Origin of the sequence: Pseudomonas sp. PDM24, from assembly GCF_019218905.1 — a bacterium.
Taxonomy (GTDB): domain Bacteria; phylum Pseudomonadota; class Gammaproteobacteria; order Pseudomonadales; family Pseudomonadaceae; genus Aquipseudomonas.
The window spans coordinates 79860-95484 of sequence record NZ_JAHUWR010000002.1 but is presented as its reverse complement, the minus strand read 5'-3'; the positions used below and the strand labels follow the sequence as shown (position 1 = coordinate 95484).

14 protein-coding genes are annotated in these 15625 nt (G+C 60.4%); 9 read left to right on the top strand and 5 right to left on the bottom strand.

From position 1 onward, the window contains the following. Window positions 1-256: 256 nt before the first annotated feature. On the top strand, window positions 257-775 hold the full coding sequence (locus KW837_RS08310) for a glycine cleavage system protein R (protein WP_218395214.1): 519 nt from the start codon (window positions 257-259) through the stop codon (window positions 773-775). 215 nt (window positions 776-990) lie between these two features. Here the strand turns inward: KW837_RS08310 and rarD are convergent, their stop codons facing one another. From rarD to KW837_RS08285, 5 genes are all read right to left on the bottom strand, one after another. Next, window positions 991-1878, bottom strand: coding sequence for an EamA family transporter RarD (rarD, locus tag KW837_RS08305; protein WP_030129965.1), 888 nt, complete (start codon window positions 1876-1878; stop codon window positions 991-993). 162 nt (window positions 1879-2040) lie between these two features. Beyond that, window positions 2041-3015 carry a serine/threonine protein kinase gene (locus tag KW837_RS08300; RefSeq protein ID WP_192344821.1) on the bottom strand — a complete coding sequence of 325 codons (975 nt, stop codon included), beginning with the start codon at window positions 3013-3015 and terminating at the stop codon, window positions 2041-2043. A 183-nt stretch (window positions 3016-3198) separates the two neighbouring features. Next, complete coding sequence (locus tag KW837_RS08295) at window positions 3199-5100, bottom strand: PhoX family phosphatase (RefSeq protein ID WP_218395213.1); 1902 nt, start codon at window positions 5098-5100, stop codon at window positions 3199-3201. 216 nt (window positions 5101-5316) lie between these two features. Beyond that, window positions 5317-6081: a TOBE domain-containing protein gene (locus KW837_RS08290; protein ID WP_192344819.1), complete on the bottom strand. Its 765-nt coding sequence runs from the start codon at window positions 6079-6081 to the stop codon at window positions 5317-5319. 63 nt (window positions 6082-6144) lie between these two features. Further along, window positions 6145-6885, bottom strand: coding sequence for a ComF family protein (locus tag KW837_RS08285; RefSeq protein WP_218395212.1), 741 nt, complete (start codon window positions 6883-6885; stop codon window positions 6145-6147). 90 nt (window positions 6886-6975) lie between these two features. Here KW837_RS08285 and bioB point away from each other — a divergent pair, with 90 nt between their 5' ends. The 8 genes from bioB to KW837_RS08245 all read left to right on the top strand — a co-directional run bounded on the left by bioB (window position 6976) and on the right by KW837_RS08245 (window position 15569). Next, the gene (gene bioB / locus KW837_RS08280) at window positions 6976-8031 is read left to right on the top strand and encodes a biotin synthase BioB (RefSeq protein ID WP_008008198.1); all 1056 of its coding nucleotides are present in this window, start codon (window positions 6976-6978) and stop codon (window positions 8029-8031) included. A gap of 136 nt (window positions 8032-8167) precedes the next feature. Further along, window positions 8168-9346 carry an 8-amino-7-oxononanoate synthase gene (bioF, locus tag KW837_RS08275; RefSeq protein ID WP_218395211.1) on the top strand — a complete coding sequence of 393 codons (1179 nt, stop codon included), beginning with the start codon at window positions 8168-8170 and terminating at the stop codon, window positions 9344-9346. Then, window positions 9339-10070, top strand: a complete 732-nt coding sequence (locus tag KW837_RS08270; RefSeq protein WP_008008203.1) for an alpha/beta fold hydrolase — start codon at window positions 9339-9341, stop codon at window positions 10068-10070. The genes bioF and KW837_RS08270 overlap by 8 nt, the downstream gene beginning before the upstream one ends. Then, window positions 10063-10875, top strand: a complete 813-nt coding sequence (bioC, locus tag KW837_RS08265; protein WP_218395210.1) for a malonyl-ACP O-methyltransferase BioC — start codon at window positions 10063-10065, stop codon at window positions 10873-10875. The genes KW837_RS08270 and bioC overlap by 8 nt, the downstream gene beginning before the upstream one ends. After that, window positions 10872-11552, top strand: a complete 681-nt coding sequence (gene bioD / locus KW837_RS08260; RefSeq protein WP_218395209.1) for a dethiobiotin synthase — start codon at window positions 10872-10874, stop codon at window positions 11550-11552. Before bioC ends, bioD begins: the two co-directional genes overlap by 4 nt. A 120-nt stretch (window positions 11553-11672) precedes the next feature. Then, window positions 11673-11969: a hypothetical protein gene (locus KW837_RS08255; protein WP_008076394.1), complete on the top strand. Its 297-nt coding sequence runs from the start codon at window positions 11673-11675 to the stop codon at window positions 11967-11969. 277 nt (window positions 11970-12246) lie between these two features. Next, entirely contained in the window at window positions 12247-14052 is a 1806-nt protein-coding gene (locus KW837_RS08250) for a phenylacyl-CoA dehydrogenase (protein WP_007904189.1), read from the top strand. Between the two features lie 227 nt (window positions 14053-14279). Continuing rightward, window positions 14280-15569 (top strand): GGDEF domain-containing protein, encoded by a 1290-nt coding sequence (locus tag KW837_RS08245; protein WP_192344813.1) that lies wholly within the window; start codon window positions 14280-14282, stop codon window positions 15567-15569. Window positions 15570-15625: the final 56 nt, after the last annotated feature.

Here is a 15625-nt window from a genome sequence, read left to right as displayed (position 1 = left end):
CCAGTTAAATATAAAAACTTGTACACGATTTGTGGTTTGGCAGGATTGTTGGTGGTGCCCTATTCGCGGGCAAGCCTCACTCCTACAGGTCCGCGTCGTTCCCATGATTGTGGATTACCTCGATACTGTAGGAGCGAGGCTTGCCCGCGAAGGGGCCGATCGATTCAACACACAATTGACTCTACTTCAGGCACCCACCAGCCCCTTGCCTATACTTGTTTTTCTATAACAAAAGTCATGACCAGAGGGCTGCGCCATGGACCATCTCGTACTCACTGTAATTGCTCCAGACAAGCCCGGGCAGGTCGAGCGCATCGCTCAATGCATTGCCGAGCACGGCGGTAACTGGCTGGAGAGCCGCATGTCGCGGATGGCCGGGCAGTTCGCCGGGATCCTTCGGGTGGGTGTACCGGCCGAGGCTTACGATGAACTGGTAGACGCCCTACAGAGATTGGCGGATCAAGGGATCCGCGTGCTGATCGCCGAAAGCGGCATCGAACAATCCTGCACCTGGAAGCCGATTGCCATGGAGCTGGTGGGCAATGATCGTCCGGGTATTGTGCGAGACATTACGCGTCTGCTGAGTGAGCAGGGCGTGAACCTGGAGCAGTTGGTGACCGACGTTCGACCGGCGCCGATGAGTAGCGAGCCGCTGTTCCATGCCGAGGCGATTCTTGCGGTGCCACTGACCTTGTCGCTGGAGGTGCTGCAATCGCGCCTGGAAACCCTGGCGGACGATCTGATGGTCGAATTGGTGCTGCGCAGCGAACCCTGAAAAGGTTATCCAAGTTATACGTGCACCTGCCTGTGGATAACCTGTAGAGACACCTCGCCAGGCCACGTCGGCCGGTGCTCTTCAGGATCTGATCAAAAAACCAGCAGTTTCAGTGACTTGCGCACAAACGCCGGGGATCACACTGTGGATAACCTTGGGAAGGATGGATGCAGGCCACGGGATACGTGGCCTGTAGAGATTTGTACGTTTTCTGATCAGCTGCGGCGGCGCAGACTTATCCACGCATCGACGCTGTAAACCGCCAGACCGGCCCAAATAAAGATGAACGCCACCAGCGTGCTGGACGACAAGTGTTCGCCAAACAGCAGAACGGCTTGCAACAACACCAGCGTCGGCGCCAGGTACTGGAGAAATCCGAGGGTGGTGTAGGGCAAATGCCGGGCGGCGGCGTTGAAACACACCAGCGGCACCAGCGTCACCGGACCTGCAGCCACCAGCCACCAGGCTTCAGAGGTGGTCCAGAATTCGGCTTGCGCGCTGCTCGCCGTCGGATTGAACAGCAGCCAGGCGACAGCAATCGGCACCAGCATCCAGGTTTCCACCACCAGCCCGGGCAGCGCCTTGACCGGGGCCTGCTTGCGGATCAGTCCGTAGAAGCCAAAGGTCAATGCCAGCACCAGCGACACCCACGGCAGGCTGCCGACTTGCCACACTTGCTGCGCAACACCGACCGCCGCCAGGCCAACCGCCAGCCATTGCATGCGCCGCAGCCGTTCGCCGAGGATCAGCATTCCCAACAGCACGTTTACCAGTGGGTTTATGTAGTAACCGAGGCTGGCTTCGAGCATGCGTCCGTTGTTCACCGACCAGACGTAGGTCAGCCAGTTGGCGGCGATCAACGTGCCGCTCAGGGCCAGGATTGCCAGCCGTCGGGGGTTCTCCCGCAGTTCGCGCCACCAGCCGGGATGCTTCCAGACGAGCAGCAGCAAAGCACCAAACAGCGCGGACCAAAGCACTCGATGGATGATGATCTCCACGGCGGGCACGTTGGCGATGGCTTTGAAGTAGAGCGGGAACAGGCCCCAGATGATGTAGGCACTCAGGCCCAGGATGTACCCGCGACGCGGGTTGGCGGCTTGCATGAGAATCCTTGCTTAGGCAGCTAACAAAGAGGGGATTGTATAGATGTGTCATGTTTTTTGTAGGAGCGAGGCTTGCCCGCGAAGAACGATGATGCGGTTCGTCAGACAAACCGCGTTATCGTTCTTCGCGGGCAAGCCTCGCTCCTACAGGGGCTGGTGTGTTTAGAAGAGTTTTAGTGGCTCTTCATTGAGCGCAGCCAATTGCTCACGCAGCGCCAGCACTTGATCGCCCCAATAGCGCTCGGTACCAAACCACGGAAAGCTGCGAGGGAAGGCCGGGTCGTCCCAGCGACGGGCGAGCCAGGCGCTGTAGTGCATCAGGCGCAAGGCGCGTAGCGGTTCGATCAGTGCCAGTTCCCGCGGGTCGAAGTCGTGGAATTCGTTGTAGCCGTCCATCAATTCCGACAACTGCCCCAGACATTCCTGACGATCACCCGCCAACATCATCCAGATATCCTGCACCGCCGGGCCCATGCGGCAGTCGTCGAGGTCGACGATGTGGAACATCTCGTCGCGGCACATCATGTTGCCGGGGTGGCAATCGCCGTGCATGCGGATGTTCTGGTGTGGCGTGGCCTTGTAGACCTCTTCGACCCGCTTGAGCAGGTCGCGGGCCACGGACTCGTAGGCCGGCAGCAAGCTTTTGGGTACGAAATTGCCTTCGAGCAATGTCGTCAGCGAGTCCTGACCGAAGTTCTTTACTCCCAGCGCTTCACGGTGTTCGAACGGTTTGGTGGAGCCGACCGCGTGCAGGCGACCGAGCAGTTGCCCCAGGCGATACAGCTGATCGAGATTGCCCGGTTCCGGCGCACGGCCGCCACGGCGGGGGAACAGGGTGAAGCGGAAACCGTTGTGTTCGTGCAGGCTGGCACCGTTGTGAATCATCGGCGCGACCACCGGTACGTCGCATTCGGCGAGTTCAAAGGTGAATTGGTGCTCTTCGAGAATCGCTTCGTTGGTCCAGCGCTGCGGGCGGTAGAACTTGGCGATCAGCGGTTCGGAGTCTTCGATGCCGACCTGATAGACACGGTTCTCGTAGCTGTTGAGCGCCAGAATGCGGGCGTCGCTGAGAAAGCCGATGCTTTCGACGGCATCGAGCACGAGGTCTGGGGTGAGCGTTGCAAACGGGTGGGCCATGCTGACTCCTGCGCGCAGCAGGCTGCCGCGTCGGGCCAAACATGGTAGCGCAGACGGGGCTTCTTTAGGGGGTGGGCTTGAGATCAGTGGTGTTTGGGATGACGCCTTCGCGGGGCAAGCCTCGCTCCTACAAGGGATCACGCTGTACCTGTAGGAGCGAGGCTTGCCCGCGAAGAGGCCCGATCAGGCGCCGACGACTCCGCCATCCTCGCGGGAAATCGCCATCACCGAAGACCGCGGCTTGCCGTTGGGCAGATGCTCGGGGAACGTCGACCCACCGTTTTCCCCCGGATGCTGGATCCCGACAAACAAGGTTTTCTGATCCGGCGAGAAGCTGATCCCCGTCACCTCGCAGCCCACCGGCCCGACCATGAAGCGGCGGATCTCGCCGGTCACCGGGTCGGCACAGAGCATCTGGTTATTGCCCATGCCCGCGAAATCGCCTGCGTTGCTCGAGTCGCCATCCGTGAGGATCCACAGGCGACCGGCCTTGTCGAAACCCAGCCCGTCCGGGCTGTTGAACATGTTCTGCGGTGTGATGTTCGATGAACCGCCCTTCGGCGTGCCGGCGTGGACGTCCGGGTTGCCGGCGACCACAAACAGATCCCAGGCAAAGCTTTTCGAGCCGTGATCGTCACGGTCAGTGCGCCAGCGCAAAATCTGCCCGTAGACGTTCTTTTCGCGCGGGTTCGGCCCGCCCACCGGTTGCCCGTCCTCGCCACGCTTGGCGTTGTTGGTCAGCGTGCAATAGACCTGGCCATCCTTGGGGCTGACGACGATCCATTCCGGGCGGTCCATGCGCGTAGCTTTCACCACGCTGGCCGCGAGGCGGGCGTGAATCAGCACTTCGGCCTGATCAGCAAATCCGCTGCTGGCATCAATGCCGTTCTTGCCATGGGTCAGTTCGATCCACTCCCCCTGGCCTTTCGGGTGATCGGCATTGCCGTCGCCCGCATCGAAGCGCGCCACGTACAAAGTGCCGTGGTCCAGCAGGTCGCGGTTGGCCTTGGGGCTTTTATGGTTGATCTTGTCGCGGCTGACAAATTTGTAGATGAACTCGCCGCGCTCATCGTCGCCCATGTACACCACGGCGCGACCGTCATTGGTTTCGGCCAGTGCGGCGTTTTCATGTTTGAAGCGGCCCAGCGCGGTGCGTTTGACCGGCGTCGACTGAGGATCGAACGGGTCGATTTCCACCACCCAGCCATGACGATTGAGTTCGTTGGGGTTTTTCGCCAGGTCGAAGCGCGGATCGTGTTGATGCCAGTTGATTTCTTTACTGGCCGCCACCGCGCCGTAGCGTTTCTGCGCGGCGTCGAATTTCTGCTCGGCATTGCTACTGCCGAAGCAGTCGGTGAAGTTCTCTTCGCAGGTCAGATAGGTGCCCCACGGCGTCTTGCCGTTGGCGCAGTTCTGGAAGGTGCCGAGGACGTTCTTGCCGTGTTTGTCGGCGCTGGTTTTCATCAGCTCGTGACCTGCCGCCGGACCGCTCAGGCTGATCGGCGCGTTGCCGTGAATGCGCCGGTTGTAGCGCGAGCCCTGGATGAACTGCCACTGGCCGTTCTTGCGCTGCACTTCGATGACCGACACACCTTCGCAGGCCAGGGCCTTGCGCACATCTTCCGCCGATTGCGGCATACCACCGTGGGGGTAGAGGTAGCGGTAGTTGGTGTATTCGTTGTTGATCGCCATCAGCGCCCGGTCTTTTTCACCGGGGAATTCGAACAGGCTCATGCCGTCGTTGTTGTCGCCGAACTGGACTTCCTGCGCCTGGGCCGTGCCGTTGCCGCTCGGGTCGAACGCCGGGCCATTTTTTTGCAGTGGCTGGCCCCAGCTGATCAACACCGAAGATTTGTAGCCCGGCGGCAGGGTGATGGTATCGGTCGTGGCGGCGGCGATGCTGTCGAAACCCAACAGTTTGCTGGAACCGGCGCTGACGCTGGCGGCCAGCACGCTGCGACTCAGCAGGTTGCCACCGAGAAACATCGCCGCACCACAGAGGGCACCCGCGCTGATGAAGCCACGACGGCTGAGGCCGACCATTTTTTCGAGGTCGGTGGGTTGGTTGTCTTCTAATAAGCTCACATCAGGCTCCCTGCGGGTTTTTGCAGCCACCTTAATGGTGGTCGATGAAGCTTTTGTTGCAGCCGCTGCATTGATTTTTTGTAGCAGCTGCCGAAGGCTGCGTTCGATCGCGAAGCGGTCGTAAACCCGCCACCGCGATTGCCAACGTCGGATGGCGACTGCTGCGCAGCCGAACGCAGCCTTCGGCAGCTGCTACAGGGTTGTGTGGTGTCTGATCTAGAGCGGTGTGCCCAGCAGAATGTTGGATGGCGCGAATTGCACCTGTACCGGTTTTCCGGCGGTGAGTTCGAGGGTCTTCAGGTGCAGCGGCTCGGCCAGGGCGCAAAGTGTCTGGCCATTGGGCAGGCCGATGCGCACTTCGCTGGGGCCGTCGTCGGCGTCGAGGATTTCTTCGATCATGCCCTTCAGGCAATTGTTGCCGGGCGTTGCGGTTTGATCGATGCCCAGCAGTTCCAGCCAACCGGCCTTGATCAGCGCCACTACTTCGGTGCCGGTCTGCAGTTCCAGGCGCAGAGTGCTGTCGTGGGTGATCTGCGCATCGATCCGCAAACCTTCGGCCAGTTCAAGACGGATGCGGTCGTTGCGTCCTTGTGCATCGATCGCCACGACCTTGCCGTGCAGTTGGTTGCGCGCGCTGGTTCTGAGCATCAGGCGACCGAGCAGGTCCAGGTCACTGGCTTCTTCGGCGGCTTCCAGCACCTGAGTCTGCAAGGCTTGCAGCTTTTGATACAGGCGCAACACGCGCTCACCTTCGCTGGACAGTTTGGCGCCGCCACCGCCCTTGCCGCCGACGCTACGCTCCACCAGCGGTTTCTGCGCGAGGTTGTTCAGCTCGTCGATGGCGTCCCACGCCGCCTTGTAACTCAGGCCGGCGCTTTTCGCGGCGCGGGTGATCGAGCCTTGTTCGGCGATGTGTTGCAGCAACGCGATGCGCTGCGGGCGACGGGCAATGTGCTGGGACAACAACGTAGGCAAGGACATGGCGAGACGCTTTGGGCTGTGGCGATGGGGAGGACGTTGGCGGCTTGGCGCGCGGGAGTCAAGTCAGGTCACGTCGCCAGGTTTTGGGGTACGGGCCAGGCAGTAGACATCGACCCGCGCGGCGCCCGCGTCCATCAACAGGCGAGCCAGGGCCTGGGCGGTGGCGCCGGTAGTCAGCACATCGTCGACCAATGCGAAATGGCGACCCTTGATCGAGGCGCTGGGCGCCAAGGCAAAGGCGTGGCGCAGGTTCTTTTTACGGGCGTCGGCATTCAGCTCTTGTTGCGCGCTGGTGTCCTGAATCCTCAGCAACAGCGTTTCATCGCAAGGAATGTCGAGGCTGACGCTGAGCCAGCGGGCGAGCATCGCCGCCTGGTTGAAACCCCGCTGGCGCAGACGTTTGGAGGCCAGCGGTACGGGTATCAGCACATCGGGCCGATCCAGATCTTCATCGAAGCGATGTTGCAGAAACTGAGCGAGAAGTTCGGCGAGCAGGCGGCCAAACGGCCACTTCGCGCTGTGCTTGAAGCGGGTGATCAAACTGTCGACCGGAAAGCTGTAAGTCCAGGGCGCGGCGACTCGCTCGAAGGCCGGCGGTTGTTTCAAGCATTGGCCGCAGGTCAGGCCCGTGGAAGGCAAGGGCAGGGCGCAGGTTTGGCAGTGCTCGCCCAGCCAGGGCAACTCGGTTTCGCAGGCCATGCAGATTGGGGTGATGTCGTCCGCGGCTTCTGCGCAGAGTAAACAGATTTGTTTGTTTTTTAACCAGATGTAAACCGGTCCTTCGTATCGTGGTTGACAGCGCATCGCTCTTCCTTAAATATGCCGAACATCCGTGTCGCGTCTGTGGGTATTCCATTCCCCAGCCGCTTGCCAAGCATAAACAAGGAAACGCCCATGAGCGCCAGCACCACTGCAACCCTGCGTCATGACTGGTCTTTGGCCGAAGTCAAAGCTCTCTTCGTTCAGCCATTCAACGACCTGCTGTTCCAGGCGCAGACGGTGCACCGCGCGCATTTCGACGCCAACCGCGTCCAGGTCTCGACGCTGCTGTCGATCAAGACCGGTGCGTGCCCTGAAGATTGCAAATATTGTCCGCAGTCCGGTCACTACAACACCGGCCTGGAAAAAGAAAAACTGATGGAAGTGCAGAAGGTCCTCGAAGAGGCCGCTCGTGCCAAGGCCATCGGTTCGACCCGTTTCTGCATGGGCGCGGCGTGGAAGCACCCGTCGGCCAAAGACATGCCGTACGTGTTGGAGATGGTCAAAGGCGTGAAAGCCATGGGCCTGGAAACCTGCATGACCCTGGGTCGTCTCGATCAGGACCAGACCGTCGCCCTGGCCGAAGCCGGCCTGGACTACTACAACCACAACCTCGACACCTCGCCGGAGTTCTACGGCAGCATCATCACCACCCGTACGTACAGCGAGCGCCTGCAAACCCTGGCTTACGTGCGTGATTCGGGGATGAAGATCTGCTCCGGCGGCATTCTCGGCATGGGCGAGTCCCTCGACGACCGCGCCAATCTGCTGATCCAGCTGGCCAACCTGCCTGAGCATCCAGAGTCGGTGCCGATCAACATGCTGGTGAAGGTCGCCGGTACGCCGCTGGAAAATGCTGACGACGTCGACCCGTTCGACTTCATCCGCATGCTCGCTGTCGCTCGCATCCTGATGCCAAAATCCCACGTGCGCCTGTCCGCCGGCCGTGAAGCGATGAACGAGCAGATGCAGGCCCTGGCGTTCTTTGCCGGCGCCAACTCGATTTTCTACGGCGAAAAACTGCTGACCACCGCCAACCCGCAGGCGGACAAGGACATGCAGCTGTTCTCGCGTCTGGGCATCCTGCCGGAAGCCCGCGAAGAGCACGCCGACGAAGTGCATCAGGCCGCCATCGAACAGGCGCTGGTGGAGCAGAAGAGCAGCGAGCAGTTCTATAACGCGGCTGTCTGACTTCACCCCGCCCTGTAGGAGCGAGGCTTGCCCGCGAATGAGGCACTTTGGTCTATCTGACTGACCGTGGTGACCCCTTCGCGGGCAAGCCTCGCTCCTACAGGAGTTGTTTGTTTTCCTGACCCGTGAGGCCTGCATGTCTTTCGATCTCGCCGCACGCCTTGCTGCCCGTCGTGCCGAAAACCTTTATCGCCAGCGTCCGCTGCTCGAAAGCCCTCAGGGGCCGGAAGTGGTGGTCGATGGCCAGCCGTTGCTGGCGTTCTGTAACAACGATTACCTGGGCCTGGCCAATCACCCGCAGGTGATCGAAGCCTGGCGCGCCGGCGCGTCGCGTTGGGGCGTGGGCGGTGGTGCTTCGCATTTGGTGATTGGCCACAGCGGCCCGCATCACGCACTGGAAGAAGCCCTCGCCGAGTTCACCGGTCGCCCGCGAGCTCTGCTGTTCACCACCGGTTACATGGCCAACCTCGGCGCGGTCACCGCGTTGGTCGGGCAGGGCGATACGGTGCTCGAAGACCGTCTCAATCACGCGTCGTTGCTGGATGCAGGGTTGTTGTCCGGTGCGCGTTTCAATCGCTATCTGCATAACGACGCGGCCAGTCTGGCCAAGCGCCTAGAGAAGGCCACCGGCAATACGCTGGTGGTCACTGATGGCGTGTTCAGCATGGACGGTGACATCGCCGACCTGCCGGCGCTGGCGCGGGAAACCAAGGCCAAAGGCGCCTGGCTGATGGTCGATGACGCTCACGGTTTTGGTCCGCTGGGTGCCAATGGCGGCGGGATCGTCGAGCATTTCGGTCTGAGTCAGGAAGACGTGCCGGTGTTGGTCGGCACCCTTGGCAAGGCTTTCGGTACGGCCGGTGCTTTTGTGGCTGGCAGTGAAGAGCTGATCGAAAGCCTGATCCAGTTCGCTCGCCCTTATATCTACACCACCAGCCAACCGCCGGCGCTGGCCTGCGCGACGCTGAAAAGCCTGGAGCTGTTGCGCAGCGAACACTGGCGACGTGAGCATCTGCAGGCGCTGATTCGCCAGTTCCGTCATGGCGCCGAACAGATTGGCCTGGAGTTGATGGACAGCTTCACGCCGATCCAGCCGATCATGATTGGCGATGCCGGGCGCGCAGTTCGACTGTCGCAGATGTTGCGCGAACGCGGGCTGATGGTGACCGCGATTCGTCCACCGACTGTGCCCGCGGGCAGCGCACGTTTGCGCGTAACCCTGACCGCCGCTCACAGCGAGGCGCAGGTACAGCTATTGTTAAATGGACTGGCCGATTGTTTTCAACAACTGGGACCGGAGCCAAGCCATGCGTGATCGTCTGATTCTGCTGCCGGGTTGGGGTCTCGGGATTTCGCCGCTGGAGCCCTTGGCAGCGGCCTTGCAAGGGTTGGATGAGCACCTGCGCGTCGAGATCGAGCCGTTGCCGGAGCTGGAATCGAGCGACCTTGAAGAATGGCTCGATGAGTTGGACTCGACGTTGCCGCAGGATGCCTGGCTCGGTGGCTGGTCATTGGGTGGCATGCTGGCGTCCGAGTTGGCGGCACGACGCGGTGACCGCTGCTGCGGCTTGGTGACCCTGGCGAGCAACCCTTCTTTTGTCGCCCATGAACGATGGTCGAGCGCGATGCCCGGCGAAACCTTCGATGCGTTTCTGGCCGGCTGCAAGGCTGACTCGCGCATGACGTTGAAACGTTTTTCGCTGCTGTGCGCCCAAGGTGCCGAAGACCCGCGCGGGATGTCACGGCTGTTGCTCGCTGGCGCACCGCATACGTCTTCGCCGGTGCTGATGAGCGGCCTGGAGTTGCTTGCCCAGCTGGATACCCGGCAAGCGTTGCAAGCGTTTCGCGGCCCGCAGTTGCACTTGTTCGCCGGCCTCGACGGGCTGGTCCCGGCCGAAGCGGCGGGGGACTTGTTGACGCTGCTGCCGGATGTCGAAATCGGTCTGATTGAACAGGCCAGTCACGCGTTTCTTCTGGAAGACCCTCACGGTGTGGCGGGGGCGATTCAGGCCTTTTTGCATGAGTTCGGTGATGACTGATTTATCCCTTCCCAACCTGCCCGGCGGCTTGCCCGACAAACGCCAGGTGGCGGCGTCCTTTTCCCGTGCGGCGGAGAGCTACGACAGCGTGGCCGAACTGCAGCGTGACGTGGGCAGCGAGTTGTTGCGTCGGTTAACGGGAGATCTTGTCCCTGCTCGTTGGCTGGATATGGGCTGCGGCACAGGGTATTTCAGCCGAGCCTTGGCGCAGAAGTTTCCTGCGAGCGCCGGAGTGGCGCTGGACATCGCTGAAGGCATGCTCAATCACGCTCGTCCCTTGGGCGGCGCGACCCATTTCATCGCGGGCGATGCCGAGCGCTTGCCGTTGCAGGACTCGACCTGCGATCTGGTCTTCTCCAGCCTGGCGGTGCAATGGTGCGCGGATTTCGCCTCGGTGCTCAATGAGGCGTATCGGGTACTGAAACCGGGCGGTGTTTTTGCGTTTGCTAGTCTGTGTGTAGGCACGCTGTACGAATTGCGCGACAGCTGGCGTCAGGTGGATGGCATGGTGCACGTCAACCGCTTCCGCGAGTTCGGTGTTTATCAACAGCTTTGCGCGGGCAGCGGCTTGAAGGTCGTCAGCCTCGAAACGCAGCCGCATGTGTTGCATTACCCCGATGTCCGCAGCCTGACCCATGAGCTCAAGGCACTTGGGGCGCATAACCTGAACCCCGGTCGGCCAGGCGGTTTGACCGGCAGGGCGCGGATCCTCGGCCTGATCGAGGCTTACGAGCAGTATCGTCAGGCACAGGGACTGCCGGCGACTTATCAAGTGGTTTACGCCGTGTTGGAGAAACCCTTATGAGTGCAGCCTATTTCATCACCGGTACTGACACCGATGTCGGCAAGACCACCGTCGCCGCAGGTTTGCTGCATGCCGCGCGGTTGGCGGGCTTGAGCACGGCAGCGGGCAAACCGGTGGCCTCCGGCTGCGACCTGACGCCCAAGGGGTTGCGCAACGCCGATGCGCTGGCCCTGTTAGCCGAGTGCTCGATACCGTTGACCTACGATCAGGTCAATCCGGTCGCGTTCGAACCGGCGATTGCACCGCATCTGGCGGCGCGAGAGGCTGGCGTGGCATTGACCGTGCAATCGCTGCTAACACCGATGCGGCAGATTCTCGATATGCAGGCGGACTTCACGTTGATCGAAGGTGCTGGCGGCTGGCGAGTGCCGTTGGCGGATCAGGACAATCTGTCGGACCTGGCGATGGCGCTGGGGCTGCCGGTGATCCTGGTGGTCGGTGTACGGCTGGGTTGCATCAATCATGCGCTGCTGACAGCTGAGGCGATCGCACGGGATGGTTTGCAGTTGGCAGGGTGGGTGGCCAACATCATCGATCCTAAGACGTCGCGCCTTGAAGAGAACCTCGCGACATTGGCCGAGCGCATCCCCGCGCCATGCCTGGGACGAGTGCCAAAACTCAAATCGGTGACAGCCGACGCGGTGGCCGCGCATTTGCAGCTGGATCTGCTGGACTGAATTTGTTGGCTTGAGTTTTAGCTATGACAAGGCACTGTGCCATTAGTGTTTTTGTCGGGCCTTTTGTCGGCGTGTCTGGTTCAATGGCCGCTGTTGATCCTTTGTCGGACGAGTTCCCCCATGGAAATCTCAGGAAATACCGCTTTTTATGCCGGTCTGAGCACTATTCAGACAGGGCAGAACCGTGTCGATCAGGCTTCGGGTCAGATCGCCAACAACACCATCGAACGTTCGGTCACCAGTCAATCCTCCGAGGTTCAGGTTGATCGCCTGCGTTCGGTAGACCGCAGCCAGCAATCGGACTTGGCCAGCAATATGGTCGAGATGTCCCAAGGCAAGTTCCAGGTGGAACTGGGCGTCAAAGTCGCCAAGGCATCCGATGAAATGCTCGGTACGCTGATCGATACATTTGCCTGAACCCTCGCTGAATCCGCTACTCCAACGCCGCGCCTGTTCGCGGCGTTTTTCTGCGTAAGTCCTTCTGCCTCAACTAATCTCTCCTACATGGCGTGTTGCTCAGTCAACGGCGGTGGGCAGCGGCGTGTCCGAGGTTTTCGTGACGCGATGACGAACGGCAAAAGATCGGCGCTTGACAAGAATTGGGCGTAAACGTATGTTTCAAACAACTGTTTGACCGCCACAACAAATCAACGCGGTCGTTCATTCCCGGTTACATCAGCAGAGGTTTATCGCTATGCCTGACTACAAGGCCCCCTTGCGTGATATTCGCTTCGTTCGTGACGAACTGCTCGGCTACGAAGCGCACTATCAGAGCCTTCCGGCTTGTGCAGACGCAACTCCAGACATGGTTGACGCCATTCTCGAAGAAGGCGCCAAGTTTTGTGAGCAGGTGCTGGCTCCGCTGAACCGCGTGGGTGACACCGAAGGCTGCACCTGGAGCGAGTCCGGCGTTAAAACCCCGACCGGTTTCAAGGAAGCCTACAAACAATTCGTCGAAGGTGGCTGGCCAAGCCTGGCTCACGACGTAGAGCACGGCGGCCAAGGCCTGCCAGAGTCTCTGGGTCTGGCCGTCAGCGAAATGGTTGGCGAAGCCAACTGGTCGTGGGGTATGTACCCAGGCCTGTCCCATGGCGCGATGAACACCATTTCCGAACACGGTACGCCTGAGCAACAAGAGGCTTACCTGACCAAACTGGTTTCCGGCGAATGGACCGGCACCATGTGCCTGACCGAACCGCACTGCGGCACTGACCTGGGCATGCTGCGCACCAAGGCCGAGCCTCAGGCTGACGGTTCCTACAAAGTCTCCGGCACCAAGATCTTCATCTCGGCCGGCGAACACGACATGGCCGACAACATCGTCCACATCGTTCTGGCACGTCTGCCGGATGCACCGGCCGGCACCAAAGGCATTTCCCTGTTCATCGTTCCGAAGTTCCTGCCGAACGCAGACGGCTCGATTGGCGCACGCAACGCTGTGACCTGCGGTTCCCTGGAACACAAGATGGGCATCCACGGTAACGCCACCTGCGTGATGAACTTCGACGCGGCCACCGGTTACCTGATCGGCCCGGCGAACAAAGGCCTGAACTGCATGTTCACCTTTATGAACACCGCACGTCTGGGTACCGCGCTGCAAGGTCTGGCTCACGCCGAAATCGGTTTCCAGGGCGGCCTGAAATACGCTCGCGATCGTCTGCAAATGCGCTCCCTGACTGGCCCGAAAGCGCCGGACAAAGCCGCTGACCCGATCATCGTTCACCCTGACGTACGTCGCATGCTGTTGACCATGAAGGCGTTCGCCGAAGGCAACCGTGCGATGGTTTACTTCACTGCCAAGCAAGTCGACATCGTCAAGTACGGCGTAGACGAAGAAGAGAAGAAGAAAGCCGACGCACTGCTGGCCTTCATGACGCCGATCGCCAAAGCCTTCATGACTGAAGTCGGTTTCGAATCCGCTAACCACGGCGTACAAATCTACGGCGGCCACGGCTTCATCGCCGAGTGGGGCATGGAGCAGAACGTTCGCGACAGCCGCATTTCGATGCTGTACGAAGGCACCACCGGTATCCAGGCACTCGACCTGCTGGGCCGTAAAGTGCTGATGACTCAAGGCGAAGCGCTTAAAGGCTTCACCAAGATCGTCCACAAGTTCTGCCAGACCAACGAAGGCAACGACGCGGTCAAAGAGTTCGTCGAGCCATTGGCTGCGCTGAACAAAGAGTGGGGCGAGCTGACCATGAAGGTCGGTATGGCTGCCATGAAAGACCGCGAAGAAGTTGGCGCCGCGTCGGTGGACTACCTGATGTACTCCGGTTACGCCTGCCTTGCCTACTTCTGGGCTGACATGGCGCGTCTGGCTGCCGAGAAACTGGCTGCCGGCACCACCGAAGAGGCGTTCTACACCGCCAAGCTGCAGACTGCGCGCTTCTACTTCCAGCGCATCCTGCCGCGTACCCGCACTCACGTTGTAACCATGCTGTCGGGCGCCAACAACCTGATGGACATGAAAGAAGAAGACTTCGCACTGGGTTACTAAGCCCTACGCAGTCTCTTCACAAAGCCGCTGCTTCCTCGGGAGCAGCGGTTTTTTTATGCCTGACGCAAACGATCACGCCTGTAAATATTCCTGACTAAAACGCTAAGAAGAACACCATTGCTGCCGTTAAAGAGGATGGCGATGTGACACACGTCACATTGCATGTGCTTAGCTGTGCTAAATGCAGGCACAATGCCATCTTTGTTTGCCGGGTCGGAGTTTTACCCTTGCCGCGTTCTTCCGCTGTACGTTTCAGTCACTTTTTGCCATCGCTACTGTTATTGCTTGCGGGGCTTGCGGCTGCCTACGTCAAGGATCTCAACGTCTTCTTCACCTCGCTGTTCAACGTGCTGCCTACGCTGGTGCTGTTGCTCGGCGGGGCGTATTGCGCAGTTTACCGACGTCAGCGTGAACTGTTTCTGATGGTCACGGTGTACATCGCCTACTTCTTGCTCGACACCCAGACCGACTACTACCGCGACAATGGTAAAGTCCGTGACGATGCCGCCGTGGTCTTCCATCTGTGCTGTCTGTTGCTGCCATTACTCTTCGGCTTGTTCGCCGCCTGGCAGGAGCGCACCCATCTGTTTCAGGACATGGTGGCGCGTTTCGCCGTGTTGCTGGCGTTCGGCAGCGTGGCGCTGGGGCTGGAACAGAGTTACCCACAGGCGCTGTTGATGTGGCTCTCGGAGATCCGCTGGCCAGCCCTGCATGGCGCCTGGATGAGTCTGATCCAGTTGTCCTACCCGGTATTCATCGCCTCGTTCCTGTTACTGGCCTGGCAATACTGGCGCAACCCAAGACCCTTGCACGCTGCGCAATTGGTGGGTCTGTTGGGATTGTTCTGGATGTTGCCGAAGACCTTCATCCTGCCGTTTACCCTGAACATCATGTGCAGCCAGGTGATGTTGATGATTGCCGCTGCAGTTGCCCATGAAGCCTATCAGATGGCGTTCCGCGATGAGCTCACCGGCCTGCCGGGTCGCCGCGCCCTGAACGAACGCATGCAACGGCTGGGGCGCAATTACGTGCTGGCCATGGGCGACGTCGATCATTTCAAGAAATTCAACGACACCCACGGCCACGATGTCGGCGATCAGGTGTTGCGCCTGGTCGCCAGCAAGCTGTCGAAAATCAGCGGGGGCGGTAGGGCATATCGCTACGGCGGTGAAGAATTTGCTCTGGTGTTTGCAGGCAAAACCCTCGAAGAGTGTATGCCGCACCTGGAAGTCATCCGCGAATCCATCGCCACCTACAACATCCAGCTGCGCAATCAGGACAGTCGTCCCCAGGATGACCAGCAGGGACGCCAGCGCCGCGCGGGTTCAGGCGCCTCGAGTGTATCGGTCACCGTCAGCATCGGTGTCGCCGAGCGGTTGGAGCAGCGCACGCCGGAAGAAGTGCTCAAATCCGCTGACCAGGCGCTCTACAGCGCCAAAGGCGCGGGGCGAAACTGTGTGATGGCTTTCGGTCAGAACCGCCGTGGCGCGGTGCGCATGGACGCCGCTGCGGGTTGAGTGATGATGGCGCATTCAGCGTCTGGACTGTGATTGTGAGGCGTGGTGCGCGGCAG